This is a genomic window from Arcticibacter sp. MXS-1 (assembly GCF_041902385.1).
GTDB lineage: Bacteria > Bacteroidota > Bacteroidia > Sphingobacteriales > Sphingobacteriaceae > Arcticibacter.
Map to the genome: position 1 here is coordinate 4,237,627 of NZ_CP169244.1, position 24,348 is coordinate 4,261,974.

The 24,348-nt window shown below is 49.8% G+C and carries 19 protein-coding genes; 11 read left to right on the top strand and 8 right to left on the bottom strand.

Annotated elements, in window-relative coordinates; translation table 11 throughout:
- Positions 1–13: 13 nt before the first annotated feature.
- Together ACES2C_RS18380 and ACES2C_RS18385 are read right to left on the bottom strand one after the other, a co-directional pair.
- Positions 14–1,564 carry a SusD/RagB family nutrient-binding outer membrane lipoprotein gene (locus ACES2C_RS18380; protein WP_374164516.1) on the bottom strand — a complete coding sequence of 517 codons (1,551 nt, stop codon included), beginning with the start codon at positions 1,562–1,564 and terminating at the stop codon, positions 14–16.
- 8 nt (positions 1,565–1,572) lie between these two features.
- Positions 1,573–4,854 (bottom strand): SusC/RagA family TonB-linked outer membrane protein, encoded by a 3,282-nt coding sequence (locus ACES2C_RS18385; protein WP_374164517.1) that lies wholly within the window; start codon positions 4,852–4,854, stop codon positions 1,573–1,575.
- 313 nt (positions 4,855–5,167) lie between these two features.
- On the opposite strand from ACES2C_RS18385, the gene ACES2C_RS18390 reads away from it, so the two are divergent.
- Positions 5,168–5,713 carry an SRPBCC domain-containing protein gene (locus tag ACES2C_RS18390; protein WP_374164518.1) on the top strand — a complete coding sequence of 182 codons (546 nt, stop codon included), beginning with the start codon at positions 5,168–5,170 and terminating at the stop codon, positions 5,711–5,713.
- Positions 5,714–5,715: 2 nt separating this feature from the next.
- Here ACES2C_RS18390 and ACES2C_RS18395 read toward each other — a convergent pair whose 3' ends face one another.
- The 3 genes from ACES2C_RS18395 to ACES2C_RS18405 form a co-directional block, all read right to left on the bottom strand.
- On the bottom strand, positions 5,716–6,957 hold the full coding sequence (locus ACES2C_RS18395; protein ID WP_374164519.1) for a metallophosphoesterase: 1,242 nt from the start codon (positions 6,955–6,957) through the stop codon (positions 5,716–5,718).
- A 48-nt stretch (positions 6,958–7,005) separates the two neighbouring features.
- Positions 7,006–9,183 carry a TonB-dependent receptor domain-containing protein gene (locus tag ACES2C_RS18400; RefSeq protein ID WP_374164520.1) on the bottom strand — a complete coding sequence of 726 codons (2,178 nt, stop codon included), beginning with the start codon at positions 9,181–9,183 and terminating at the stop codon, positions 7,006–7,008.
- 74 nt (positions 9,184–9,257) lie between these two features.
- Complete coding sequence (locus ACES2C_RS18405) at positions 9,258–9,572, bottom strand: hypothetical protein (protein ID WP_374164521.1); 315 nt, start codon at positions 9,570–9,572, stop codon at positions 9,258–9,260.
- Positions 9,573–9,697: 125 nt separating this feature from the next.
- On the opposite strand from ACES2C_RS18405, the gene ACES2C_RS18410 reads away from it, so the two are divergent.
- From ACES2C_RS18410 to ACES2C_RS18455, 10 genes are all read left to right on the top strand, one after another.
- On the top strand, positions 9,698–10,318 hold the full coding sequence (locus ACES2C_RS18410) for an RNA polymerase sigma factor (protein ID WP_374164522.1): 621 nt from the start codon (positions 9,698–9,700) through the stop codon (positions 10,316–10,318).
- Between the two features lie 288 nt (positions 10,319–10,606).
- The gene (locus tag ACES2C_RS18415; RefSeq protein ID WP_374164523.1) at positions 10,607–11,845 is read left to right on the top strand and encodes a FecR family protein; all 1,239 of its coding nucleotides are present in this window, start codon (positions 10,607–10,609) and stop codon (positions 11,843–11,845) included.
- A gap of 197 nt (positions 11,846–12,042) precedes the next feature.
- Positions 12,043–12,381 carry an STN domain-containing protein gene (locus ACES2C_RS18420; RefSeq protein WP_374164524.1) on the top strand — a complete coding sequence of 113 codons (339 nt, stop codon included), beginning with the start codon at positions 12,043–12,045 and terminating at the stop codon, positions 12,379–12,381.
- A 2-nt stretch (positions 12,382–12,383) separates the two neighbouring features.
- Positions 12,384–15,539 carry a SusC/RagA family TonB-linked outer membrane protein gene (locus tag ACES2C_RS18425; RefSeq protein WP_374164525.1) on the top strand — a complete coding sequence of 1,052 codons (3,156 nt, stop codon included), beginning with the start codon at positions 12,384–12,386 and terminating at the stop codon, positions 15,537–15,539.
- 13 nt (positions 15,540–15,552) lie between these two features.
- Entirely contained in the window at positions 15,553–17,334 is a 1,782-nt protein-coding gene (locus ACES2C_RS18430; protein ID WP_374164526.1) for a RagB/SusD family nutrient uptake outer membrane protein, read from the top strand.
- A 51-nt stretch (positions 17,335–17,385) separates the two neighbouring features.
- Positions 17,386–17,832 (top strand): heparan-alpha-glucosaminide N-acetyltransferase domain-containing protein, encoded by a 447-nt coding sequence (locus ACES2C_RS18435; RefSeq protein WP_374164527.1) that lies wholly within the window; start codon positions 17,386–17,388, stop codon positions 17,830–17,832.
- A gap of 35 nt (positions 17,833–17,867) precedes the next feature.
- Complete coding sequence (locus ACES2C_RS18440) at positions 17,868–18,524, top strand: acyltransferase family protein (protein WP_374164528.1); 657 nt, start codon at positions 17,868–17,870, stop codon at positions 18,522–18,524.
- 35 nt (positions 18,525–18,559) lie between these two features.
- Complete coding sequence (locus tag ACES2C_RS18445) at positions 18,560–19,033, top strand: carbohydate-binding domain-containing protein (protein WP_374164529.1); 474 nt, start codon at positions 18,560–18,562, stop codon at positions 19,031–19,033.
- The gene (locus ACES2C_RS18450; protein WP_374164530.1) at positions 19,030–20,901 is read left to right on the top strand and encodes a family 20 glycosylhydrolase; all 1,872 of its coding nucleotides are present in this window, start codon (positions 19,030–19,032) and stop codon (positions 20,899–20,901) included. Before ACES2C_RS18445 ends, ACES2C_RS18450 begins: the two co-directional genes overlap by 4 nt.
- On the top strand, positions 20,784–21,071 hold the full coding sequence (locus ACES2C_RS18455) for a chitobiase/beta-hexosaminidase C-terminal domain-containing protein (protein WP_374164531.1): 288 nt from the start codon (positions 20,784–20,786) through the stop codon (positions 21,069–21,071). Before ACES2C_RS18450 ends, ACES2C_RS18455 begins: the two co-directional genes overlap by 118 nt.
- Here the strand turns inward: ACES2C_RS18455 and ppk1 are convergent.
- The 3 genes from ppk1 to ACES2C_RS18470 are packed head-to-tail and all read right to left on the bottom strand — an operon-like array spanning position 21,066 to position 24,347.
- Entirely contained in the window at positions 21,066–23,147 is a 2,082-nt protein-coding gene (gene ppk1, locus ACES2C_RS18460) for a polyphosphate kinase 1 (protein ID WP_374164532.1), read from the bottom strand. The two genes, ACES2C_RS18455 and ppk1, sit on opposite strands and share 6 nt — an antisense overlap.
- Positions 23,134–23,775, bottom strand: coding sequence for a Pycsar system effector family protein (locus ACES2C_RS18465; RefSeq protein ID WP_374164533.1), 642 nt, complete (start codon positions 23,773–23,775; stop codon positions 23,134–23,136). Before ACES2C_RS18465 ends, ppk1 begins: the two co-directional genes overlap by 14 nt.
- Positions 23,769–24,347, bottom strand: a complete 579-nt coding sequence (locus ACES2C_RS18470; RefSeq protein ID WP_374164534.1) for an HD domain-containing protein — start codon at positions 24,345–24,347, stop codon at positions 23,769–23,771. Before ACES2C_RS18470 ends, ACES2C_RS18465 begins: the two co-directional genes overlap by 7 nt.
- Between the last annotated feature and the right edge of the window lies 1 nt (position 24,348).

Sequence of the window (24,348 nt, forward strand, 5' to 3'; positions counted from 1 at the left end):
ATTTGAATCATCATTATTTATTCCACCAGAGAGGATTTGACAGATTGTCGTCGCCTTGCTGGGCAAGAGAGCGCTGGTAGTTCTCTCTGTTGACGCTCTGCTCACGCAGCGGGTAATAGAGACGGCGGGGAATTCCCTTTCCGAAAATAGGCTGGAACTTGTATTCTTCCGTCGTGTTACCAACCTGACGCCGCCATACCACATCGCCCGGCTTTACCAGGAAGAGCGGGTATCCGGTCCTTCTGATCTCGGCCCAGGCTTCCTGTCCCTGCATGTAAAGGGCCAGGTACTTTTGCGTGAGCACGTTCTCGCGATTAGCAGCCGGCAGCTGACTCATGTAAGTGCTGATCTTGTCGGCACTTACCCCCCACTTCTCAAGAGAGAGCTGTACGCCGCGGCGATAAGCTGCATCGTCCCAGTTGTTATTCTCCGACAGCAGGAAGGCCACCTCAGCGTATTCCATCAGCACTTCTCCAAAATCAGCTGCGTTTACCGCTGCTCCGGGAAGACTGATCTCTGCCGGACCGTTCACTCCGGCAACCGCAAGAGGCAAACCGTAGGGCTGGCCTGCATATTGATTTGCAGCGTTAGGCAGTGCATAAATGCTCAAGCGTGGATCGGCAAAACGGAAAGGACCAACCTCTCCCTTGAGGGCGTTGACCAGCACATGAGATACAGCGAAGTCCTTGCGGTTAGCTGTAACAGTGGCGCGATACAGGGGCGCCTCATTAGGAGCGGCCGACGAGTATTTAAAGACAGCATTGTCGCTGTTATCCTGAAACACTCCCTTCTGAACGGCGTCCTGAATATGTGAAGCGGCCAGAGTGGCCAGCTTTTCCTTGACGCGGGTAGCTACCCGGAGCCGCAGGGAATTGGCAAATTTGGCCCATTTCTCATTGCTTCCTTTGTAGATCACGTCGGCATTTCCAAAGGTATTGGCGCTTTTATACTTCAGCAGGGTGTCGCCTGCTGCCTTTAGCTCGTTCAGGATGTCGGTGTAGATCTTTTCCTGACTGGCGTATGCTGGCGTATAGTTGTTCTCTGTTTGTTGCAGGGCTTCAAACTCTGGATCGGGGTTACCATACGATTGGTAAGGAATGTTACCGAAGGCATCCGTTAAGGTCTGAAAGGTATAGGCTTTCAGGATCCTGCTGATGGCAATCTGCGTAACATTGCTTCCCGCTGTTCCGGCAGCAGCAGCATTTCTGGTAAGCTCTTCACTATTCAGCCGGATGATCTCCTCGAGATTGTTAATCGTTTTATAAGCTGCCGACCAGTAACTATCTGAGTAGCTCGCCGGTATATCGTAGCGTGACTGGTCGGTGTAGATATTCTGACTAAAGTATTGCGAGAAGAGCATGGTTCCGCGCAGAGAAAAGTTTTCATTTCGAAGGTTGTCAACCAGCTGTTTCTCAGCCGAAAGGATTAAGGTAGTAGTTGGTACTGCACCCGGACGGTTGGGATCTTCGTTGAGATCTGTGAGGTCTTTGCAGGATGAAAAAGCTGTCAGCAGACCAATTAATGCCAGGCTCTTTGTATATCGTGATATTGTATGTAGTTTCATCGCGTCTCCTAAAATTTAAAGTTGACATTCAAACCGAATGTGGCAGGTACTGGCAGGTTTCCGCCTTCGATTCCCTGGATGTTCTCACCGCTGTTGGTAAACTCGGGATCGATGTACTTGCTTTTGGTGTAGATGTTCCAGAGATTACGGCCGTATAAATTGAGGTTAATCTGTTTAACGAACTTCTGGCTCGCCAACGGAAGGCTATAGCCAAGCGTTACTTCTCTCAGCTTAACAAATGTGGCATCGAACACGCTGAAGGTTGTCGGGCCGTTATACTCATTTCTTGCCCAGGCCAGTGCTTCAATCCGGGTATCGTTCGGGCGGGTATTGCTCACTTCATAAGAACCGTCGGCATTAAACTTCACGTCCGCTTTTACACCGTCTACCACAATACCGGTCTCGCGTATGTTGTTGGCGGCGGTACGGTCAAGTACCCCTGAATACATTCCCACCTTATAGGTCTGAGAGAAGAAGTTTCCGCCAACACGGCCATCAATGAGGAAGCCGAGGTTGAACCTTTTGTAACGGAATGAGTTCTGGAAGCCAAAAAGGTAGTCGGGAAGCACCGTACCAAGAGGTACCAGCTGCTGGGTACGGGCATAAGTTCCGTCGGCCTGAACCACTCTTTGGCCGTCAGGCGCGTAAACGAAGTCATAGCCCATAATTTGTCCGTAGGGCTTGCCTGCCGCAGCAACCAGGGTCACCAGGCTGTTGCTGAGTTCGAGTGTCTGGATATCCTGATCAAGCGTAACCACCTTATTGCGGTTGCGGGACCAGTTAATGGTCGTATTCCACTCCAGGTCCTTCTGCTTTATGGGTGTTCCGGTTAGGGTCAGTTCAATACCCTTGTTGTTGATCTTGCCCGCGTTGACAAACTTGGCATCGTAGCCATATGCTGCGGAGATGGGAACAGGAAATATCTGATTGGTGCTATTATTATTGTACACAGTCAGGTCGATGCCCAGCCTGCTCTTGAAAAGCTGAAGGTTAAGTCCTGCTTCTACCGACGATGTTTCTTCGGGCTTTAACTGATTGTTGTTCATCACTGAAGGAAGCGAATAGGTTGGCGTTCCTGCAAAGGCCTGACCGGCGGCATAAACCTTGCTCAGATTATAGGGGTCGGTGTCATTTCCCACCTGAGCCCATCCCAGTCGCAACTTACCGAAGCTAAGCCAGTCGAGCTGCTTTAGCAGATTAAGCTCACTGAAAACGAAGCTTCCGGTTAGGGATGGATAAAAGAAAGAATTGTCGTTCTTAGGCAGCGTAGACGACCAGTCGTTCCTGAGCGTCCCCTCAACATACAGGGTATTCTTCCAACCGAGAGCAACGTTTCCGAAAAGAGAAAGGATCTTTTTCTCGTACAACGACGAATTGGTAATTACGCTTGGGGCATTGCGCAGACTGTAAAACAGCGGAACGATGAGGCCGCCGGAAGTGATGTCATTGCTGATGCGGATCTTCCGGTTCATGATGTTTCCTCCGACGTTAGCGATAAGGCTAAAGTCGTCCCATTCCTTGTTCGCTGAAGCGAGGAACTCGTAGTTGAACTCGCTGAACTTGTTGTTGTACTCCTGGTACTGCGACTGCGACCTGGAATATACAGCAATTCGGTCCTGATAGTCGTAATTGTAAATGTCGGCATTCACCTTTCCACGAAGCTTAAGCCAGTCGTTCACCTCAACCCCAATCCCCACATTTCCGAAGAGGCGGTCGCGGTTCTCTTCGAGGTAGCTTTCATACGCCGACCAGTAAGGGTTGTCAATGAAGCGGGTAGCCTCGGCTGCCGGTGTGTTCTGGTAGCCGGTACGATTCCAGGCACGCGGTGTTCCGTCGGGCCTTTTATATTCCTTCAGCCGGTCATAGTCTACCTGCACCTGCCCCCACTGGAACGCTTCGAGCATGATGTTACGGTTAGAAGCACCCGTCCAGGGGCGGCCGGTCGACTGGTTCTTGACGTAGTTAACGGTGCTGAAAAAGTCGAACTTGCCGTATTTGGTAGAGCCGGAGGCATTCAATGTATTCCTGCCCAGGCTGGCGTTTGGCACTGTCCCGCGAACATTCCTGTTGGTGTACGACAAGCGAAAGGTAGTTTTATCGCTTCCGCCGCTGATAGCCAGATTGTTCGTGTTAGCCACCCCGGTACGGAAAAATGCGGTGACATCTTCCGAAGGATATGCCCAGGGCTGAGGCTTCAGATAGTCTTCGGGATATTCAGGGTCGAGATTGTACCACTGCAGAACAGGGGTGCCATCAAGACGAGGCCCCCAGCTTTCATCAGCTGCATAATCGACTATATTGTATTCTGTACCATTGATGGTTGCCTTGGCGAATGTGGACGCATAGCCGCCTCCATAAAGCTTCTGGCGCCTGGGGAGCCGAACGATCTTCTCAAACTCGGCGCCTGTGTTCAGGCTGATATCAAAGCGCTCGCCCGCTTTTCCCTTCTTCGTCGTGATCAGGATTACCCCGTTAGCTGCCCTGTTTCCGTAAAGGGCGGCAGCAGACGGCCCCTTCAGCACCGATATATTTTCAATGTCGTCAGGATTTAAGTCCTGGATCATATTTCCTACGTCCTTACCGGCACTGCCGGAAGCAGTAGACGCCGTATTTAAGTCATTGTTATTAAAGGGAATTCCGTCTACCACATAAAGAGGCTGGTTATTCCCAAAGATAGAGGTGACACCACGGAGGGTCACGCGGTTGGAGCCACCCATATTTCCCCCGGAAGAGGTGATCTGTAAACCAGCAACCTTTCCTGATACCGCGCTTAACGCATTGGTAGGGCGGGTACCCAGCGCCTCGCCGCTAATGTCCTGGACAGCATAACCGAGGGCTTTTTTCTCGCGGGTAATGCCGAGGGCAGTAACAACCACTTCAGAAAGGGTACTGTTTGCAGGCAGAAGCTTTACGGTTATAGAGGTTCTGCCTCCTACCCGTACCTCCTGTGTTGCAAAACCAATATAGGTAAATACCAGAATGCCATTCGGATCGGGCAATTGCACTGAAAAACGACCCTGACTATTGGTCGTTGCAGAAACGGATGACGACGCTTTTAATCGCACAGAAACGCCAGGCAGGGGGTCGCCGTTTTCATCCGTTACGATTCCGGAGACGCTGATCGCCTGCTTTGATAAGAGGGCCGCCTCTTTGATCCGGCTCGCTGTAAGCGAGATATCTGCAAATGCAGATGACTGAATAAAAACAAGCAGCAGCAGGGTTGCTGTATATCGCCATAATTTAGGGCTGTACCTGTCCAACCCCAGCTTAAGAAAGTCTAAGTATGTCATGTGAAAGATTAAAAATTCAGAAATGTAAACTAACCTTGGGATGCGCCAGGCGTCAACAGACTACTCGTGATTTGATGTGGACGTAATAATTGTAAAAGTTAACTCTCATGGTGTTTGTATTGATCTTACGTTGTTTGGTGATGCTATCCCTGATGGACAGATTAAGCAACTGACTTATTTAGTGCGAATATAGTTGATAAATCTATAAATTCTATAGAGTATTATTGATAATTCCTAAAATTAGAAAACGATGACTTTCTTTTAAACAAAACCGGTGCCCTGCTATGCTGTTAATGCATTACATCTTAACACTATGGAAAACAACAAAAAAGGAAGCCTGAGCGCTTCCAGAGAGTTCAAAGCACCGAAGGAACGCCTGTACCAGGCTTGGACAAGCGCGGAAGATCTGAAGCAGTGGTGGAAGCCGCAGGGTGCGCAGCTAAGTTCGGTTGAGAATGAGCTGAAGGAGCATGGTACTGTACGCTATCACTTTGACGATGCTCCGGCAGGCAGGGCAAAGACCATTTCCGGGGAGTACTACGAGGTAGCAGAGGGCGAGAAGCTGGTTTACTCCTGGAACTGGCAGCAGGGCGACGAGGCAACGGCGGGCGAAGGAAAATTTAAGCTGACGGTATTATTTGAAGAAGCTGGCGACGGAAGCCGTCTGTCGGTCACGCAGGAGCAGACCGACGATAACGAACCGCTAATTCCAACCGGACAGGGCTGGGAGCAATCGCTGGAGGCACTCGCCTCTTATCTTGAGAAAGATAGCGCCGGCACAGAGGCTACAGGCGCAGGGCAAGAAGACGATATTGCCGGGTACAATGAGGCTCCGGAACAGCAAAAGGTTGGAGAATAATATTATTGAAGCTCGAATACTGTGATTTCCGGGAGGATACCTACTCTTCCCGGATATCCTAAAAATCCAAATCCACGGTTGACATACAGCTTCTGATGCCCTGACTCATACAGTCCGGCCCACTGTTTATATACCCACTGAACGGGACTCCATTTCAGAAATGGAAGTTCAACCCCGAACTGCATTCCATGAGTATGACCAGACAGCGTGAGGTCAATATCCCGATACTTCACTTTTACTTCCGCCTCCCAGTGGCTGGGGTCATGGCTCATCAGAATCTTAAACGGGTATTTCTCCGTCCCTCTGTATGCTTGTGCCATTCTCCCGTATTTTGGAAACCCTGCTTTAGCTCCCCAGTTCTCTATTCCAATCAGTGCTATCTGGTCTCCGTTACGTTCAAGCACCACGTGCTCGTTCATTAAAAGACGCCAGCCCATCTCTTCTTCAAGTTTTTTAAGCCGGTCGAGGTTTCGCGCCTTTTCAAGGGCCTGCTCCCCCTGCGGATTAATTCCCCAGTAATAGTCGCCGTAATCATGATTTCCGAGCACGCTGTATACGCCTAAAGGGGCATTCAGCTCGCTGAATACATCGGTATAATCATTCATCTCCACTGCACGGTCATTAACCAGGTCGCCGGTGAAGAATATTGCCTCCGGCTTCTCTTTTAAGATCAGCTCAATCCCGCGCCTCACTCGTTGTTTGTTCTGAAAGCTCCCGCTATGAACGTCGCTGATCTGCACAAAGCGAAAGCCCCTGAAACCAGCCGGAAGATTGGGGTACTTGAGCAGGACATGGCGAATGCGGTAGTTATACTTATTGCTAAAGCCGTAGAGGAGTGAAAGGAACAGCACTGCGCCAAGACCTGCCCCCAGCCAGATCAGGATGCTGCTTCTTTCGGCCGTGAGTACGTCGTTGCCACCAAGCTGGTTGAGCACCCAGCCCGCTCCCCTGCGAAGATCATCGAGGAGGATAAAGGCCGCTGTAACCAGCTTGCCCAGGAGGAAGCCAATAGCGATGGCAAAAAGGTAATTGCGAAGGTTGCGATACCGGACGTCCGACTGCAAAGCCGGAAACAGCAGCAGACAAGCAATCGTGAGCACGCTGAGCGTGGCGAACATTGCAGGAAATACAATGCTCGTCACGGCGTGTTCGTATCTTAGAACAGAATTAAGGGCGGTGAAGATATAGTAGTCGAGTAACAGCAGGAAAAATACCAGGATCCAGCGTGAAGCAGTACGTCTCATTTACCGCCAATGATAGTTATTTAAAACAGTACATTCATCGCTGCAAGGTCATAACCTGAATTTGATACCCCCGTTGACAACAAAACCGTCCAGAGGCGCGTAGATATCACGAAACTGTGGCTGGGTAATGCTGCCTGTATAGATCCTGTCAAAACGGGTCTGCCGGGTGTCTGTGAAGTTCTCGAAGTTGATGTAGAGCGAGAAGCGGTCCCATAATTTCTCGGCCATGAAGCCAAATATCCAGTAGGCTTTACCGGTGGTCTGATCATTCAGCTTTTGCTTGCCATAATAATAAGCTTCGGCGCCTAGTTTCCACTTATCTTCTACCTCGTACATCAGTACGTTGTTCAGCCGGTGCCTGGGAGTAAGCGGGTTTGCTTGAAGTACGTCGCCTACGTGAAGCTGGGCATCGGTATAGCTATAACCGAGAAACAGCTTCAGATCGCTGTACACGAGCTTCAGATTCGTTTCCATTCCCCGGCTGTCCATATGCCCGGCTGCATTCCTGAACAGATAGCGGTCTGCTCCCTGCTGTTCGAGCATCAGCGGCTTGTTGAGGAAGGTATAAAAGAACAGCTGATTGATGCTTAGTGAAAGCTGGTCATTAAAGAGTGTGGTTCTGTAGTTAAGGTCCCAGTTCATCCCATAGCTCTTTTCAAGACTGTTCTGCCCTGCCGATACAGGCAGCACATTCTGGTACTGGATGCGCTCGCTTTCTTCGGTAAAGATGGTAGGCGTCTTGTAGCCAAGCCCTCCGCCGAGTCGCGAATTAAAGGAGCGACTGATCTTAAAAAGCCCTGAGACGCGGGGCAGTAAGACGAAGCCATAGTCGTGCACATAGTCGCCGCGTAAGCCCGCTTCAAGCTCGAGCCAGGAGGCTGCATGAATGTTGCCCTGCAGGAAGGCTCCATAGGTTAGCTGGGTATAATCGCGATAGTCCACCCCGGTCTTTTTATTTTCGCGAAAGCGGTCGGACCAGAGGTTCAGTCCGCTCACCCATTCTGTCTTTTCGCCCCGGAGTGAGTAGCTGAGCTCAGTGAAAGATGCCAGCTGAGATCCGTCAAAGCTGTATCCGGGAACGGAGATCCTCCTGTTGAAGTAACTGAAACTGTTACGAACATTCAGCGAAGACCTCTCACCTGTTTGATGGGTAAGGGAGAACTGAGAAGATAAGCGACCGCTCTTATTCTGCTCAAAGTAACTATGCTGATCATTCCCCTCTCCTTTGATATAGTGCAGGTCGCCGCCCGTCCGTTTTTCGATGCTGCTATTGAGTCCAAAGCTAAGATTTGTGTTCTTTCCAGGCCAGAAAAAGAACCGGGGATTAAGGGTGTAGCGCTCAAAACGCGGAATGGCGGTAAGATCAATATCGGAAGGGTCATAGGGCTTATTGCTGTTGCGCGCTGCAAAGACAGTAAGTCCGGTCTTGCCATAACGCTCTGAATAGAACCCGTTGATGTCGGCCCCCCCGGCTGAGGTGCCATTAAGGTGGATGCTGAGTTCGGGCTCATCACCGGGCATCTTACTGATGAGATTTACAAGTCCTGCTATAGCTCCGCCTCCGTAAAGCGTGGAGGCAGAGCCCTTTATCACTTCCACTTGCCTGAGGTCAAGCGGCGGAGTTTGCAATAGCCCCAGTCCGCTCGCTGCTCCCGAGAATAAAGGAAATCCGTCTTTGAGGATTTGTGTATAGCGGCCATCCAGCCCCTGGATGCGGATGGAGGCGTTACCAGACGTGGCAGAGGTTTGCTGCGTTTGGATACCCGTGCTTTCGCTCAGAACCATACGAATGTCGCCCGGCTTCATGTTGGCCTTCTCATCGAGTTCTTCCCCTGCAATCACTTCGAGCCGGGTAGGAATATTGGCGATGGTACGACTGGCGCGTGTAGTGGAAACAACAACCTCGTCAAGGCCCTCGCCTTCAGCTTCCTTCAGAGAGTAAATCCGGGCGGTGGTATCGGTGAGCGGCAGGCTGATCGAGTCGCGCACACTAACATAGCCTACATAGCTTACCTCAAGGAGATAGGTACCGGCGGGAAGATTCTGGAAACCGGCCATTCCCCCGGCGTTTGAAGATGAAGATCTTTTAAGAGCGGGCAGTTTTACTGTGGCTCCAGGTAAAGGCTCGCCCGAGTCTGCCTCTTTAACTTGCACATTGAGACGATTTTGTGCATATACGAAAGCTGACAGCAGGATTAAAGCTGTCAGCATGAAAAGTCTTTTCATGCGTTATAAAACTAAATAGAAGTATTTAATGCTCTGAAACTAAACTTAGACGCTCCCGCCGTTGGAACGCGGGATCAGGAGCGCTTCCTGGGAGGCTGCCAGATAGAAGACGAGACATCAGGCACAGCGCGCTCCTCGAATACGGGATAATTTACAGAAAGGATGATGGCCGGAGCCTGAAGCGCGCGGCTCTGGCTTATGAGAACGGAAAACGGACAGCGGGGACAGTGGCAGAACGGACTGCGGCAGTCATCGCTATTTTGCTTGCTTTTAGCGGGGCCGGCGAGTTCCTTGCAATCTTTGCCGTAACAAAGCTCTTCTGCTGAGCAGAGGTCGAGACCTGCGCCAAGCATAATAAGTGTCAACAAAACGGCAAATATTCTTTTCATTCGTTGCAAATATAAAATTCTTTAGAAAGGATGAGACGAGTTTTTTTTCGGAGTACCTTATTTTAACTTAGTGTATCCAGTATATTGTATAATTACTAAATTTATAGCAAACAAGGAGGCCTTGTATGCGTCAACTTTACCATGAAGATGAAAAAATCCTGCTTTATCTGCTTAAAAACAACAGTCAACAGGCATTTGAACAGCTTTACCAGCAGTATAGCAGCCCGATCTATGGGAAAATCCTGAGATTAACGCGGTCCAGCATTGTTGCCGATGAACTGTTACAGGATACGTTTGTGAAGGTTTGGGAGAAGCGACACCTGATTGACGAGCAGTTTCCGTTCAAGTCATGGCTGTACAGGGTTGCGGAAAATGAGGTTTACCAATTCTATCGCCGGCTGGCAAGGGACAAAAAACTGCAGGAGCATATCGTTTCTACCTTCGTTGAGAGTTATTCGCAACTTGAAAAGGACATCTTTTTAAAAGAAAGCAGGGAGCTTCTGAATAAGGCGATGGATCAGTTACCTCCGCAGTGCCGGCAGGTCTTTACCCTGTGCAGACTGGAGGGAAAAAGCTACGAAGAGACGGGCAATATTCTGGGGATCTCTCCCTTCACGGTCAGCAACCACTTGGTAAAAGCAAGTAAGATATTAAGAAAACAGCTGCTTCATCTCCAGGCGGAGCAGTCTCTGCTCGTGATCGCCCTGGTCACTTCGTTCATCCTAAGGAAAGGTCCTGGTATTTGAACATTTTTTTCCTGGAGGTCTATTTATTCTTTAAAGGCCAGAAGACCATTCAAGCGAAATTTATCCTCGTTTGAGAGCGTATCTCACCGGTGTTTTTTGTGAAAGTACATTTGTTTATTGAGACGAATAGTAATTTTTTAAAGGTCTCAATGAGATCGCATTGCTAAGTTTAAGTGGGCACAAAGAACATTCATCTAACTCCATCTTCGTTTGTTTATGAACATTTTTTTGAAATGGCAGTAGTGTGTTTTCTTCTCCCGTGCATATTAGGGATAAAACTGCTACAAGATGAGGCAACCAGGAGAATATACCTCCCTTTTCCGGAACTACCTGAACAACAAAAGTACTGCAGAAGAGCTTGAGGAATTGTTTTATTACTTCGGAACTTCAAAGGAAGAAGACCTGCGTATGCTCATTCTCCTCGAGCTGGAAAAAGAAGAAAGTACTGGCTTTGTGTCGGAGGAAACGCGGCAGCATGTCGACGCCCTCTACAGCGGTATTGCGGATCGGATCAATAAGAAGAGCGAAAAAACATCCTGGTTGATGCGTTTCACTGATCTTCGCATGATTACGGCAGCCGCCGCTGCTGTCCTCCTTATTCTCTTGTTCACCCTGCACCTTCAGCGTGGCGGGGAAGAGCGGGTACACCAGCAAAAACTCGCCAAAACAGACATTGGCCCAGGTGGCAATAAAGCCGTTCTAACCTTGCCGGATGGAAGAAAGATTGTGCTTGATGATGCCAGGAACGGTCAGCTGGCCAAGACCTCTGGCATCAGCGTGATGAAAACACAGGACGGGCAGATCGTGTACCGGGCTGATAAAAAGTCAGAGCCTTCTCCCCTCCCCGGGCAGGAGAACAGTATTGCTACCCCACGGGGAGGGCAGTTCCAGGTGATCCTGCCCGACGGGACCAGGGCATGGCTCAACGCCGCATCAGAGATCAGGTTTCCGAGCTACTTCGGAACACAAAAACGCAGTGTTGAGGTGAAAGGTGAAGCCTATTTTGAAGTTGCGAAAGCCTACGACCCGAAGGCACCGGGAAAAAGAATTCCATTTATCGTACGAACAAAATATCAGGACATCGAAGTACTGGGAACGCATTTCAATGTGAACGCCTATGAAGACGAAAGCGAAACAAGAACCACACTCGTAGAGGGCAGAGTGGCAGTATATAGCAGGGCACCGGGCAAATCGCCAAACCTGTCTGAAGCAATACTAAAACCCGGACAAGAGGCCGTTAATAATCACGTCCGTCATTCGCTCTCGGTGCAGAAAGCTGAAACAGATGATGTGATGGCCTGGAAAAATGGGATGTTCTCATTTAACGACGCAGACATAGGCACGATCATGCGTCAGGTGAGCCGGTGGTATAATGTAGAAGTAGTGTACCAGGGGAATGTTCAGGGCAAGCAATTTTCAGGCTTTGTCTCCAGGTACGAGAAGGTATCGCAGGTACTCGAAATCCTGGAATCAACGGGAGCTATTCACTTTAAAATAGAAGAAAGGAGGATCACCGTCATGCCATAACCATACCTAGCGGGCGGTAGGATCGAAAAATCCGGAAGTGGTTGCAACACTCCCGGAAACGTCGGGTCTACCCATTTTATCAATTGCGTCTGACAATCAATTTCAACGAAACCCAAACACTCAAATGTATGAAATTTTTAGCGTTCTGTGATCGCAGGGCTGGCTGTTGCTGCGATCTTCACAAGATACTGCTCACCATGAAACTCACAGCAATCCTCATATTAAGCTTTATCCTGCAGGTGCACGCCGCCGGCTACGCGCAGAAAGTAAGTTTAAGCAAAACGGAGGCTCCCTTACGTCAGATATTTAAAGAAATTAACAAGCAGACAGGCTACAAGTTCCTGTATAATACACAAATGCTGCAGGAAACCCGGCCGGTGAGTATTGAAGTGCTTAATGCTTCTATTCCGGACGTGCTGGAGAAATGTTTTGAGGGACAGCCCCTCACCTACCGCATTATTGACCGGACAATCGTAGTTAGAAAAAAGAAGAAGAGCGGATCCATTTGCCGGCCGTTGATCCATTGCCGCCACTGAGGGTGAAGGGTAAAGTGCAGGACCAGCGGGGCAACCCTTTGCCGGGCGTGAGTGTGAAGGTAGAAGGGTCATCGCTGGGCGTTAGCACCGATGTGAACGGCAACTACGCCATCACAGTTCCTGAAGGCAGCCATCGGCTGATCTTCAGCTTTATCGGCTTTACTGCCCAGACCATAGCAGTTGACGGCCGAAGTACTGTTGATGTGGTGCTGAAAGAAGAGATGACCTCGCTTAATGAAGTAGTTGTAGTGGGCTACTCGACGCAGAAGAAGAAAGACCTTACCGGGGCTGTTGCAATTGTGAATGTGGAAGAGATGACCAAACAGCCCTCCCCTTCGGTCAGCAACCTGCTTCAGGGGCAGGCGTCGGGGGTCACCATTCTGGGATCAGGGCAGCCCGGAGAGCAGCCGCAGATCAAAATCCGGGGGATCAATACGTTTGGAAACAATTCTCCCCTCTACGTGATCGACGGGGTTCCTACTCAGAACGTGTCGGACATCAACCCGAATGACATTGCTTCGATACAGGTTATGAAAGACGCAGGTTCAGCTTCTATCTATGGATCGCGAGCAGCAAACGGGGTGATCATCATGACGACCAAAAGAGGTTCGGGCGAACCCAAGGTGCAGTATGATGCCTATTATGGAAGTCAGCGGCCCAAGGGCGGCAAAGTATGGGACATCCTGTCACCGCAGGAGATGGCGAATTTAAAGCTGGCGGCACGCAAGAACAGCGGGGAACCGCTCAAAGACGATCTGTACGGAGCCGGACCAGAATATACGCTTCCCGACTATATTGCGCCGGAAGGACTAAAAGAGGGAGATCCTAGAACCGACCCATCCAGGTACTACCTGAATCCTCTTTTTACCACAGCTGCCGAATACAATTCGTTCTATCGCATCACCAAAGCCAATAAGGCGGGGACGGACTGGTATCACGAAATTTTCAGGCCGGCACCTATCACCAGCCATAACCTCTCGGTGAACGGAGGGACGGAGAAGGCTACTTATATGTTTTCAGCCAACTACTTTAATCAGGAAGGAACCTTGCTGGAAACATACATGAAACGATACTCGATCCGCGCAAATACATCCTACACAATTAAAAAGAATATCCGGATCGGAGAAAACCTGGAGTACTCCATCATGGATAATCCTACGATCGCCGGCCTGAGTGCAGACAATGCGATCGGCCATGCCTTCCGCGAGCAGCCCATTATTCCTGTATACGACATCATGGGCAACTATGGCGGCTCATATGGCGGCTCCCTCGGAGATGCGTATAACCCGGTGGCCATGCTCAGAAGGACGGCTAATAACAAGACGCAGGACAATCGCCTGTTCGGGAATGTGTATGCGGAGGCAGATATCCTGAAAATTTTCACACTCAGAACGTCTTTCGGAGGAGAGACCTACTCAGGCCATTCAAGGGCATTCACATTTCCGCAGTACGAGAACGCTGAGAATACTACCCAAAATGCGTATAGTGAGAACAGTTACGACGGCTTCAACTATACATGGACCAACACCCTTTCGTTCAATCAAACTTTTGGGCAGCATAACGTAAAAATGGTGGTTGGTACTGAGTTTTATAAGAACAGACACAACAATATAGATGGAACCCGACGGAACTATTTTTCATTCGACCCTAACTATACGACGCTCGGAACAGGGGATCCTTCAGGAATGTTTGTTTCGAGCGACCGGAGTGCCGATGCCCTCTTCTCTGTCATCGGCCGGCTCGACTATAACCTGGGAGAAAAATACTTGCTCGGAGCAACGCTGCGCCGTGACGGGTCATCCAAGTTCCTTGAAAACACCTACGGATGGTTTCCCTCTTTCAGCGCGGCCTGGAGGATTTCTCAGGAACGCTTCATGAAAGACATCTCCTGGCTGACCGACTTTAAGATCAGGGGCGGCTGGGGTATCATGGGCAACCAGCTGAACGTGTCGCCCTTCAATTCCTTCAGCACCTTTAGCAGCAGCGTTGGCCAGTCGTTCTATGCCATCAATGGCGGAAACGCAGTAGCGATGGGCTTCTACAATAATCAGCTCGGAAATCCTGCGGCGAAATGGGAAAAGGACGTGAATGCCAACTTTGGATTTGACGCATCTTTCCTGAAAGGGAAGTTAGAGGTAACGGCCGACTACTATCGCAAAGACATCAAAGATCTCCTCTACGCACCCGAACTGCTCGCGACAAACGGAGCAGCTGCCGTACCGTATCAGAACGTTGCACAAATGAAAAACGACGGAATTGACGCGTCCGTTACTGCACGCACAGACATCGCAAAGGATTTAAAACTAACGGCCACAGCTACTGTAACCACCTACAAGAACAAAATCGTCAAAGTGTCTTCGGCAGCCAATTATTTCGATCAGGATTCGCGCAGATTTGATGGAAGCAGCATTGTGAGGAATCAGGTCGGCCATTCGGTCTCTGAATTCTACGGTTACCAGGTTGCAGGCTTCTGGGATTCGCAGCAGGAGATGGATGAAGCCAACGCAATGGCGAGACAACAGACAGGAGACGCATCGGCTGAATATCAGACCGACATGGGGCTTGGCCGCTTCCGGTACGCTGATATTAACGGAGACGGGCGCATTACGTCAACTGACCGAACCTTTATTGGAAATGCAAACCCTGATTTCAACTATGGACTTAACCTGAATCTGAGTTACAAAGGTTTTGACCTTAGCATGTTCTTTTATGGCGTGCATGGAAATCAGGTATGGAATCAGGTGAAATGGTGGACAGATTTCTACCCCTCTTTCAATGGTGCGAAGAGCCGCACCGCCCTGTATAATTCCTGGACTCCGGATAACCACAATGCAAAAGCACCAATTCAGGAAACGACGAATTCTTTTAGCACCAACGCCGTTCCGAGTTCCTACTTTGTGGAGAATGGATCTTATCTGCGCCTGAAAAATGCACAGCTTGGATATAACCTCCCCGCTAGCGTCCTCAGGAAATTCGGAGTAAATCGACTGAGGCTCTACCTGTCGGCAGCGAACCTCTTTACGATCACCAAATACTCGGGGGTAGATCCGGAGATCGGTACTTCCAGCGCAACAGGCGCGGAAACGGTGTATGGCGTAGACGATGGAAGCTATCCAAGTCAGAGAACTTTCTTATTTGGTCTTAACCTTGGCTTTTAAAAATCAGAAAAACATGAAAACTTCAGGATATAATTTCTCGCTTCTAACTATCTTGATCTTCCTTTGCGCCTGTACCAAACAGCTTGATCAGCCGGCCCTGGGCAGCCTTGCTCCCGAGATAGTAGCGAATAAAAAAGGCGTGAACCTTCTATTAATCGGGGTCTACGCCGCGCTTGACGGCCAGCAAGGCGGCGATCAGTCACTCGGCAGCGGAGAAGCCTGGCAAGCCTCTCCTACGGGCTGGGTTTTCGGTTCAATTACCGGGGGCGATGCTTCGAAAGGAAGCGACGGCGGCGACCAGCCGGCTATTGACCCTATTGCTAATTTTTACTCGGATGCCAACAACGCTTATTACAACAGCAGATGGAAGGCGCTTTATGAAGGGGTGTCACGCTGCAATTTCGTGTTGAAGATCATGGCTAAAGCCACCGACATCAGCGATGCTGAAGGAAAAGTGCTGGCTGGAGAGGCGAAATTTCTCAGGGCGCACTATTATTTCGAGCTGAAGAGAATGTGGAATATGGTGCCCTGGATTGACGAGAACACAACGGACCTTAATCAGCCAAATGATCAGGATATATGGCCAAAGATCACCGAGGACTTCAAATTTGCGTATGATAATCTCCCTCCTACACAGTCTGACATCGGAAGGGCCAACAAGTGGGCAGCGGGTGCCTATCTGGCGAAATCGCTTCTGTACCAGCACAAGTACGACGAGGCGAAAGTGATCTTCACGGACGTCATTAACAATGGAGTGACGACCAGCGGCGCTAAATACGACCTGGTGCAGAAATTCGAAGACAACTTCCGTCCTGCTACAGAGAACAACTCCGAGACTGTTTTTGCTATTCAGATGGCAGCTAACGTAGATCCTGCCGGCCCTTCGAATGCCAACAACGGCGATATGTTAAACTTTCCCTATGGCGACAGTCCGTTTGGCTGCTGCGGCTTCTTTCAGCCGACCATCGATCTGGTTAACCATTACCGGACCAATCCCTCCAGTGGCCTGCCTTATCTTGATGACTACAATCAGCATCCTGTTAAAAACGACATGGGCATAAAAGGAGACCAGCCGTTCACGCCTGACGAGGGCACACTCGATCCTCGTCTGGACTGGACTGCAGCAAGGCGGGGAATTCCGTATCTTGACTGGGGAGTATATCCCGGCGAACCGTGGATAAGGGATCAGGGCTACGGAGGCCCTTACGGACCAAAGAAGAACGTGTACTGGCAGGAAAGTCATGAACAGGATGCCGACATGAGTTCATGGGCTCCTGGCACAGCTATCAACTATAACGTGATCCGCTTTGCTGATGTGCTCCTGATGGCAGCTGAATGCGAGGCGCAGACAGGAAATCTGGCCCTGGCGGAAACGTATGTAAACAGGGTCAGAAATAGGGCCGCAGATCCTGAAGGATGGGTGTATACGTACAAGAACCCGGCGGAGCCTATGGACGGCTTTACCAGCACTCCTGCAGCCAACTACTTTGTAAAGCCCTATCCACAGGGAGAGTTTGCAGGCAGAGGGAAAGACTATGCCCTGAAGGCGATCTATTATGAGCGCAAACTCGAACTTGCGATGGAAGGACACCGCTTTTTTGACCTGGTCCGCTGGGGAACGGCAGAATCTGAGCTGAGCTCTTACTTTGGCTACCAGGGACAAATCACATCGGATGTAAAGAGAGGACGATTTGTAAAGGGACGAAGCGAGTACTATCCCATCCCGCAGCGCCAGATAGACCTTAGCCTCTCTAACGGGGCACCGGTGCTTAAGCAAAACAAGGGTTACAACTAACCAGCTTTCCAGGGAAGAGGCGCCTGACCTCTTCCCTTAATCATTACTGTTATGAACTTGGTACAAACGAAAGAACGCTTTCTCGCCCTGGATGTCTTCAGGGGGATGACCGTTTGTTTTATGATCATTGTGAACACTCCTGGCAGCGGAGCCACTCCATTTTCACCCCTGCTGCATGCAGACTGGCATGGCTTTACTCCAACTGACCTGGTTTTTCCTTCCTTTTTATTCGCCGTGGGGAATGCGCTTAGCTTCTCCATGCTAAAACTCGCTCAACAAAGTCAGGCAAAGTTCCTATGGAGGATCTTCAAGCGGGCATTCCTGATCTTTATTATCGGGTACCTGATGTATTGGTTCCCGTTTTTTCAGATGGGATCTGACGGACATCTGCATCTCTCGCCGATTAGCGAGACAAGGATCCCCGGTGTTCTGCAGAGAATTGCGTTATGCTACCTCTTTGCATCGCTGCTGGTTCGTTTTTTTCAACAAGATGGGTAGCCGCTATCAGTGCCTTTTTCTTAGTGCTTTACTGGGTGCTCCTGCTTATTTTCGGTGATCACGCTGATCCTTTCAGCATGACAGGCAATGCAGGACTGTATCTGGACAAATACTTGTTCGGCGATTCGCACCTGTATCACGGCGAGGGCATTGCGTTTGACCCTGAGGGACTCCTCAGCACTCTGCCTGCTATTGTCAATGTGACTATAGGCTATTACACCGGACTCTTCATCCAAAAGAAGGGGCAGAATTATGAAACTATAGCCAAGCTTCTGCTCTGGGGCAGCTTTTTCATCCTGATCGCACTGACCTGGAACATGGCATTCCCGATCAACAAGAAACTATGGACAAGTTCATTTGTTCTGCTGACTTGCGGCAATGATCTGATGATTCTCGCCCTGCTCATTTATATTACCGCCATTCGCTATCCCGGGGATCACAAGTGGACGATCTTCTTCAGCGTATTCGGCAAAAACCCTCTGTTTATCTATGTATTGTCGGAGATCCTGGTTATCTTGTTCTATTTGGTCACCATAAGCAATGACAGTCTCTACCACTATCTGAATGCTCATATCTTCCAGCGTATCCTGCCCGGCGCTATCGGATCGTTAAGCTTCGCTATCTTCTTTATGCTGATCTGCTGGAGCATCGGTCGTATATTAGACAGAAAGAAGATCTACATCCGCGTCTAGGCAGGCGCTCAGCTAATCAACAAAATAAACAATCAATGAAAACATTATTCTTTGTGCTCATTTTCGCGGCACTTGCCCTTAGCGGTTCGGGACAGACTCCGCTCTTTCCGGCGGAGGGGCTGCGCATCCGCTCGCAACAAATTTCGGAAGCAGGAGATGCAAAACTTGTTCTTGCCAATACTTCGCGCCAGAATTTCCCCTCCGGCAAGTGGCGTCTCTACTTCAATTCGCCAGAGCTGAAGATCGTTGAGAGCGATACCGTACGGGCATTTGCGGAACGAGTGAACGGCGATATGTTCCGCATTACCCCTCGTGCCCGCTTTCCTGAACTCCGGCCAGGCGACTCAGTTGTCCTGAGGATAAACCTGAGAAGGAAAAATAAGACAGATAGCCCGTCTGGATTTTATCTCGTCTGGAACAGTCAACCTCAAAAAGGGTACGCAGTGCAAGACGTTCGATTCCTTGTCCCCCCATATACGGAAAAAAAGAGCAAGCCCTGGCAGAGGTGACATACCTGAGAAACAGGGCAATTCCGCCTGTCAGTGCCTCGGAGCAATGTCCCATATTTCCGACGCCTGCCCACTACAAGTTCACGGGGACTAACTATACCCTGAAAGCCGGCTTGCATCTGGCCTATGATGAGAAGTTCAGGCAGGAAGGAGAAAGCCTTGCTGCCGATCTCAAAGTTCTTACCGGATCCATCCCCGTTGTAGCAACAGAGAAAGAGACCTCAGAGCTCATTATCAGGCAGGCGGGCGACTTAAAGAAGGACGAATACAAGCTGCGAATATCGAACACAGGTATCCGCATTGAAGCAGGCGGAAATGAAGGTGCATGGTACGCCATCCAGTCGCTTAAGGTCCTCTTCCCTGCAGCTGCATGGAAAGCCCCTCAGCGGGCAATCACGCTGCCCGGCCTGGATGTCCATGACTTCCCTCGTTTCCAGCATCGCGCTGTTATGCTTGACGTGGCCCGAAACTTTCGTTCGATGAAGGAAGTGCTGAAGGTGATTGATCTCATGAGTCTGTACAAGTTAAATATCCTTCATTTTCATCTCAACGATGATGAAGGATGGCGACTGGAGATCCCTGCGTTGCCCGAGCTGACTGCCGTTGGCGCTTTCCGTCCGCACACCTCCGAGGATAAAGCGGCTATATTTCCTTCTTACGGCTCTGGCCCCGACTCGGGTAACACCAACGGCAATGGATTTTACACCCGGACAGAATTTGTAAACATGCTGCGCTATGCAAGGGAGAGGCACATACGGGTGATTCCGGAGATAGAAACGCCAGGCCATGCAAGGGCGGCAATAAAGGCGATGGACTCCTGCTACGATAAGCTAAAGAAGGAGGGGAAAGATCAGGAAGCAGAAGCCTATCTGCTTAGAGAGCCTGAAGACCGTTCGGTCTATCGATCCGTGCAGGGATGGGATGATAACGTGATCAATGTCGCTCTTCCCTCCGTATATCGCTTTCTGGAAACCGTTACTGACGAGATCTCCGGAATGTATAAAGAAGCAGGTGCCGAACTGGAGACTATTCATATGGGCGGAGATGAAGTACCCTCAGGCGTCTGGACTCAATCTCCAGCAGTAAAGGAGCTTATGAAACAACAGCCGACGATACGCACACCAGAAGACCTGTGGTATTACTACTTTGGAAAAGTGGATACGCTGCTCAAAAAAAGAGGACTGTTTCTTTCAGGATGGGAAGAAATAGCTTTGCGCAAAACCGAGCAGAACGGAAAGAAGCTTACTGTCCCTAACGCAGATTTTCTAAACAGGAACTTCCAGGCCGATGTTTGGGCCAACATGCCCGGATCTGAAAACGCGGACCTTCCTTACCGGCTGGCAAATGCGGGCTATAAGGTGCTGCTTACCTGTGTCACTAACTTCTATTTCGATCTAGCCAGTTCCCCCTCTTATTACGAGCCAGGGCAATACTGGGGAGGCTACGTGGATGTTAAGAAGCCGTTTTATTTTGTCCCTTTTGATTACTACAAAACCATGAAAGAAGACGAAGACGGCAATCCGCTTCCCAAAAACAGCTTTGAAGGAAAGGAAAAACTGACGGAGCAGGGTAAAGCAAATATCTTAGGATTACAGGCACCCCTGTGGAGTGAGGTGATCAAAAGCGATACGCTCTTTGAATACATGCTTCTTCCGAAGCTCTATGGCCTTGCAGAGAGAGCATGGGCCCCCGATCCTGCCTGGGCAACTGAACCCGACAGCATTAAAGCCAGGACGCTGTATCAAAAAGCATGGTCGGGCTTTCTTGCTGCACTGGGGACCAAAGAGTTACCGCGACTGGACTATCTGGCCGGGGGATTTCATTATCGTATTCCTCCCCCGGGGCGATCGTCAGGAACAAGACTGTAACGGCGAACGTTCAGATCCCCGGCATGCAGATACGTTATACCACGGATGGCTCGGAGCCTACCCTGAAAAGCCCGCTTTACACAAAGCCTTTTTCAGCCAGGGGGACTGTCATACTCCGCACTTTCGGTCCCTCGGGAAGAGCTGGAAATTCTGTCCGTTTAAAGCTATGACCCCATTTTCCGGTTTTTAAGCCAGTCGTAGATGCATTGCTGCGAGTCAACAGGTTCTTCCGGTTCTTCCACCGGTATATTTTCCAGACTTCGGTCAATATATACAGCCTTTTGATTGTCACGAAGCTGAAGGTTGAGCAGATGGATCATCTCTTCTTTAAGCGCCGGATCGAGGACAGGGAAACACACCTCGATCCGGCGATAAATGTTCCGGTTCATCCAGTCTGCTGAGCCCATATAGACAAGCGGTTCCCCTCCGTTATGGAAAATAAAGACCCTGCCATGTTCCAGATAGCGGCCCACAATCCTTCTTACAGAAATGCGATCACTTACTCCCGGCACTCCAGCTACTATCCTGCAAATGCCACGGATAATCAGCCTGATCTCTACCCCTGCCTGAGAGGCCTCGTATAGTTTCTCTATCAGAACACGCTCCTCCAGATTGTTCATTTTGATCGTTACGGAAGCCGGCAAGCCTGCCTTTGCGCTCGAAATTTCGGCATCAAGCAAATCAAGGAACCGCTGCTGAAGATTGAACTGAGCAACGAGCAGATGCTTAAATACGATGAGAGCAGGATTATATACTTTCTCGCGCCTCGCGAGAAAGATGAAGAGCAGCTCCGTTTCGCGGAGTAGTTCCACCCGCGACGTCATCAGCACGTGATCTGTGTAAAGGGCGGCAGTCTTCTCGTTAAAATTACCTGTGGCAAGAAGCCCGGTATACTTCTGCCGTCCGTCTATCTGACGCTTCACCACGGCGATCTTGGCATGAACTTTCAGGGCAGTTACACTATAGATAAGCCTTACTCCCGCTGCCTTCATCTTTTTCGCCCACTTTACATTGTTGGCTTCATCAAATCGCGCCTTAAGTTCCAGTACTGCAGTGACTTTCTTCCCGTTCCTCGCAGCGTTAATCAAGGCGTTGGCAAGCAGAGAATCGCTAGCTACACGGTACAGGGTTATATAAATTTCTGAGACTGCAGGATTGGTAGCTGCCTCATTGAAAAACCTGAGAATGGCGTCATAAGAATGATAAGGGGGATGAAACAGGGCGTCCGCTTCATCAAGGTGATCAAAGACAGAGCCCGTCCAGCCAAAGGGATTGTAAGGCACCGGCTTCCACTTCTTTTCTGAGAGGTCAGGACGTTGTATGGGGAACGAAAACAGATCTTTCAGATTATGATAAAACCCGCCCTCCATCATACCTGCTTTCCTGAGGTTAAAAGCCTTTCGCAGACGCTCTAAGACGTCGGGAGAGATCCCTGGCTGATAAAGAAAACGGGTTGCCAGTCCCCGATCGCGCTTTTCCACCAGCCTGCTGATCTGGTCAAGAAGATCCCCCTCATAGTCATCGGCGAGGTCAAGTTCAGCATCACGTGTGATCTTAAAACTTCGGCATGACCGGACGCTGGCATGCGGAAAGAGCCATCTCACATTCTCCCTGATGATGTCGTCGAGGAAGGCAATAAAGGTCGTTCCGTTCTTGCTCTCAAACGGATAGAACCTGGGCAACTGGTCTGAGGGGATGTTCAGGATAACCTGCTGCTCCTCTCCTGCCTCCAGCACTTCGAGCAGCAGGTAGAGCTGGTTATTTTCAGGAAAAAAGCCGCTCATGTCCTTCGCCAGAACGACAGGATGAAGGAACGCCAGCACCTTCGACAAGAAATAATTCGTCGTCTCCTCACTCATTTCTGCGGGCAATGCCTCCCTGTATAACAGATGCACCTTATTCTCGTTCAGTCCGGGCAGAACGCCGGTGGTCAGAATTTCGCCGAAGAGTTCCTGCTGCCGGGCAATTTTATCAAGAGCTTCCTGAAGAACACTCTCGGCTTTACCAACCGCACCAGTCTCCCCTTCTTCTTTTCCAATCCGATGCAAGGCTTGTAAAACAGGCATCCGCACCCGGTAGAACTCGTCGAGATTGGAAGAGTAGATAGCCAGGAACTTCAGACGTTCGAGCAAAGGAACCCGCTTATCTGCGGCCTCCTTCAAAACCCGCTCGTTGAAAGAAAGCCAGCTCAGGTCTCTGTTGAAGAACGGGATTTTCTCAGAAGCGAACACCTTAGTCCTTTCCATGAATAACAGCTGCTATGACAAATGCAAGTACTGAGATGATGAGCCCATACATGAAGATATTATACGCTTTGCGCAGGAGCCCGTACTTCTTTCCAAGTACCACGCCTTGCGAGTACAGGTCCCGGATCAGACTGCCATACAGAAAAGACTTATCTTCCATTGTCTTCCACATCCCGGCGGAGTATTCCTCCAGATTCATTCTGTAAAAATTTCCGAAAAATAACAGATTTACCTTCTGCTCGTCTATGTCCTGCTGAGTAAAGGTCCCGGGAGGTATTGTAGGACGTGTAGCAAGAATTGAATAGATAATAGTAAGGAGACTGACCGTCAATATAATAAGTGTAGGGATCGCCAGATAGAGATTACTATCCAGGCGTCTGATCAGAAGACTGATAATAGCAGAAAGAATGATCGAATTTACGGTTATGAGGATATGTGATTTATTGTCGGCCATGTCGCTCAGGCGCTGATGATTGCCTGAACTAATGCGGAACATGGTCTCGATACCACGGTCAGGCCTTTCACCCTTCTTCTTTTCTACGGGCAGCGGCTGTCCTTCAGGTAACGGTTTCTCCTTCGATAAAGGAAGAATGTCTCCCTGCTTCTCCTGCTCTTTCTCCCTTAACATGAGCAGGTTTTCCTCCTTCTTTTTTGAAGGAGCAAGCGGCAGTAATCTGTGTGATACCGGTGCTGCTCAAGAAGCTTTATCGTACTGCTCCGCCATTCACCTTTGCTTATTTTCCTTCCAGAAAACGCCTCAAACTCCAGGCGCATCAGGCGGTTCTTCTCCTTAAAGTCATCCGTTCCCAGGTGGAACAGGTCGGCATCGCACACAATCTGTTCGTTCAATGTCTTTGGGTGCTGAGGCATCTGAGTCGCCAGGATACAGGCAGCAATTTCCTTTGTGAGGTCTTCACTCACGCCCTGTTGCCTTAGGAATACTGACGCTAGCTCCGCTCCCTCTCGCTCATGGTCCGAGCGACTGATATAATACCCCAGATCATGAAGCCAGGCCGCTGCACTAACCACAAAAAAGTCCTGTTCCGACAAATGATAGTGATCGGCTATCTGTCCCGCCGCCTCAACCACATACTCGGTATGCGCCCTGTTGTGGTAAATCAATTTTTCATTCTGATGTTCGAGCGTATAGGAGGTAACGAACTTCCTGACCTCGTTTAGTAACTCGGGGTAATCTTTCATT

Bases quoted from the DNA above. Each gene is read 5' to 3' on its own strand.
- ACES2C_RS18380 (WP_374164516.1), bottom strand. From the start codon at position 1,564: ATGAAACTACATACAATATCACGATATACAAAGAGCCTGGCATTAATT.
- ACES2C_RS18385 (WP_374164517.1), bottom strand. From the start codon at position 4,854: ATGACATACTTAGACTTTCTTAAGCTGGGGTTGGACAGGTACAGCCCT.
- ACES2C_RS18390 (WP_374164518.1), top strand. From the start codon at position 5,168: ATGGAAAACAACAAAAAAGGAAGCCTGAGCGCTTCCAGAGAGTTCAAA.
- ACES2C_RS18395 (WP_374164519.1), bottom strand. From the start codon at position 6,957: ATGAGACGTACTGCTTCACGCTGGATCCTGGTATTTTTCCTGCTGTTA.
- ACES2C_RS18400 (WP_374164520.1), bottom strand. From the start codon at position 9,183: ATGAAAAGACTTTTCATGCTGACAGCTTTAATCCTGCTGTCAGCTTTC.
- ACES2C_RS18405 (WP_374164521.1), bottom strand. From the start codon at position 9,572: ATGAAAAGAATATTTGCCGTTTTGTTGACACTTATTATGCTTGGCGCA.
- ACES2C_RS18410 (WP_374164522.1), top strand. From the start codon at position 9,698: ATGCGTCAACTTTACCATGAAGATGAAAAAATCCTGCTTTATCTGCTT.
- ACES2C_RS18415 (WP_374164523.1), top strand. From the start codon at position 10,607: ATGAGGCAACCAGGAGAATATACCTCCCTTTTCCGGAACTACCTGAAC.
- ACES2C_RS18420 (WP_374164524.1), top strand. From the start codon at position 12,043: ATGAAACTCACAGCAATCCTCATATTAAGCTTTATCCTGCAGGTGCAC.
- ACES2C_RS18430 (WP_374164526.1), top strand. From the start codon at position 15,553: ATGAAAACTTCAGGATATAATTTCTCGCTTCTAACTATCTTGATCTTC.
- ACES2C_RS18435 (WP_374164527.1), top strand. From the start codon at position 17,386: ATGAACTTGGTACAAACGAAAGAACGCTTTCTCGCCCTGGATGTCTTC.
- ACES2C_RS18445 (WP_374164529.1), top strand. From the start codon at position 18,560: ATGAAAACATTATTCTTTGTGCTCATTTTCGCGGCACTTGCCCTTAGC.
- ACES2C_RS18455 (WP_374164531.1), top strand. From the start codon at position 20,784: ATGGTCGGGCTTTCTTGCTGCACTGGGGACCAAAGAGTTACCGCGACT.
- ppk1 (WP_374164532.1), bottom strand. From the start codon at position 23,147: ATGGAAAGGACTAAGGTGTTCGCTTCTGAGAAAATCCCGTTCTTCAAC.
- ACES2C_RS18465 (WP_374164533.1), bottom strand. From the start codon at position 23,775: ATGTTAAGGGAGAAAGAGCAGGAGAAGCAGGGAGACATTCTTCCTTTA.
- ACES2C_RS18470 (WP_374164534.1), bottom strand. From the start codon at position 24,347: ATGAAAGATTACCCCGAGTTACTAAACGAGGTCAGGAAGTTCGTTACC.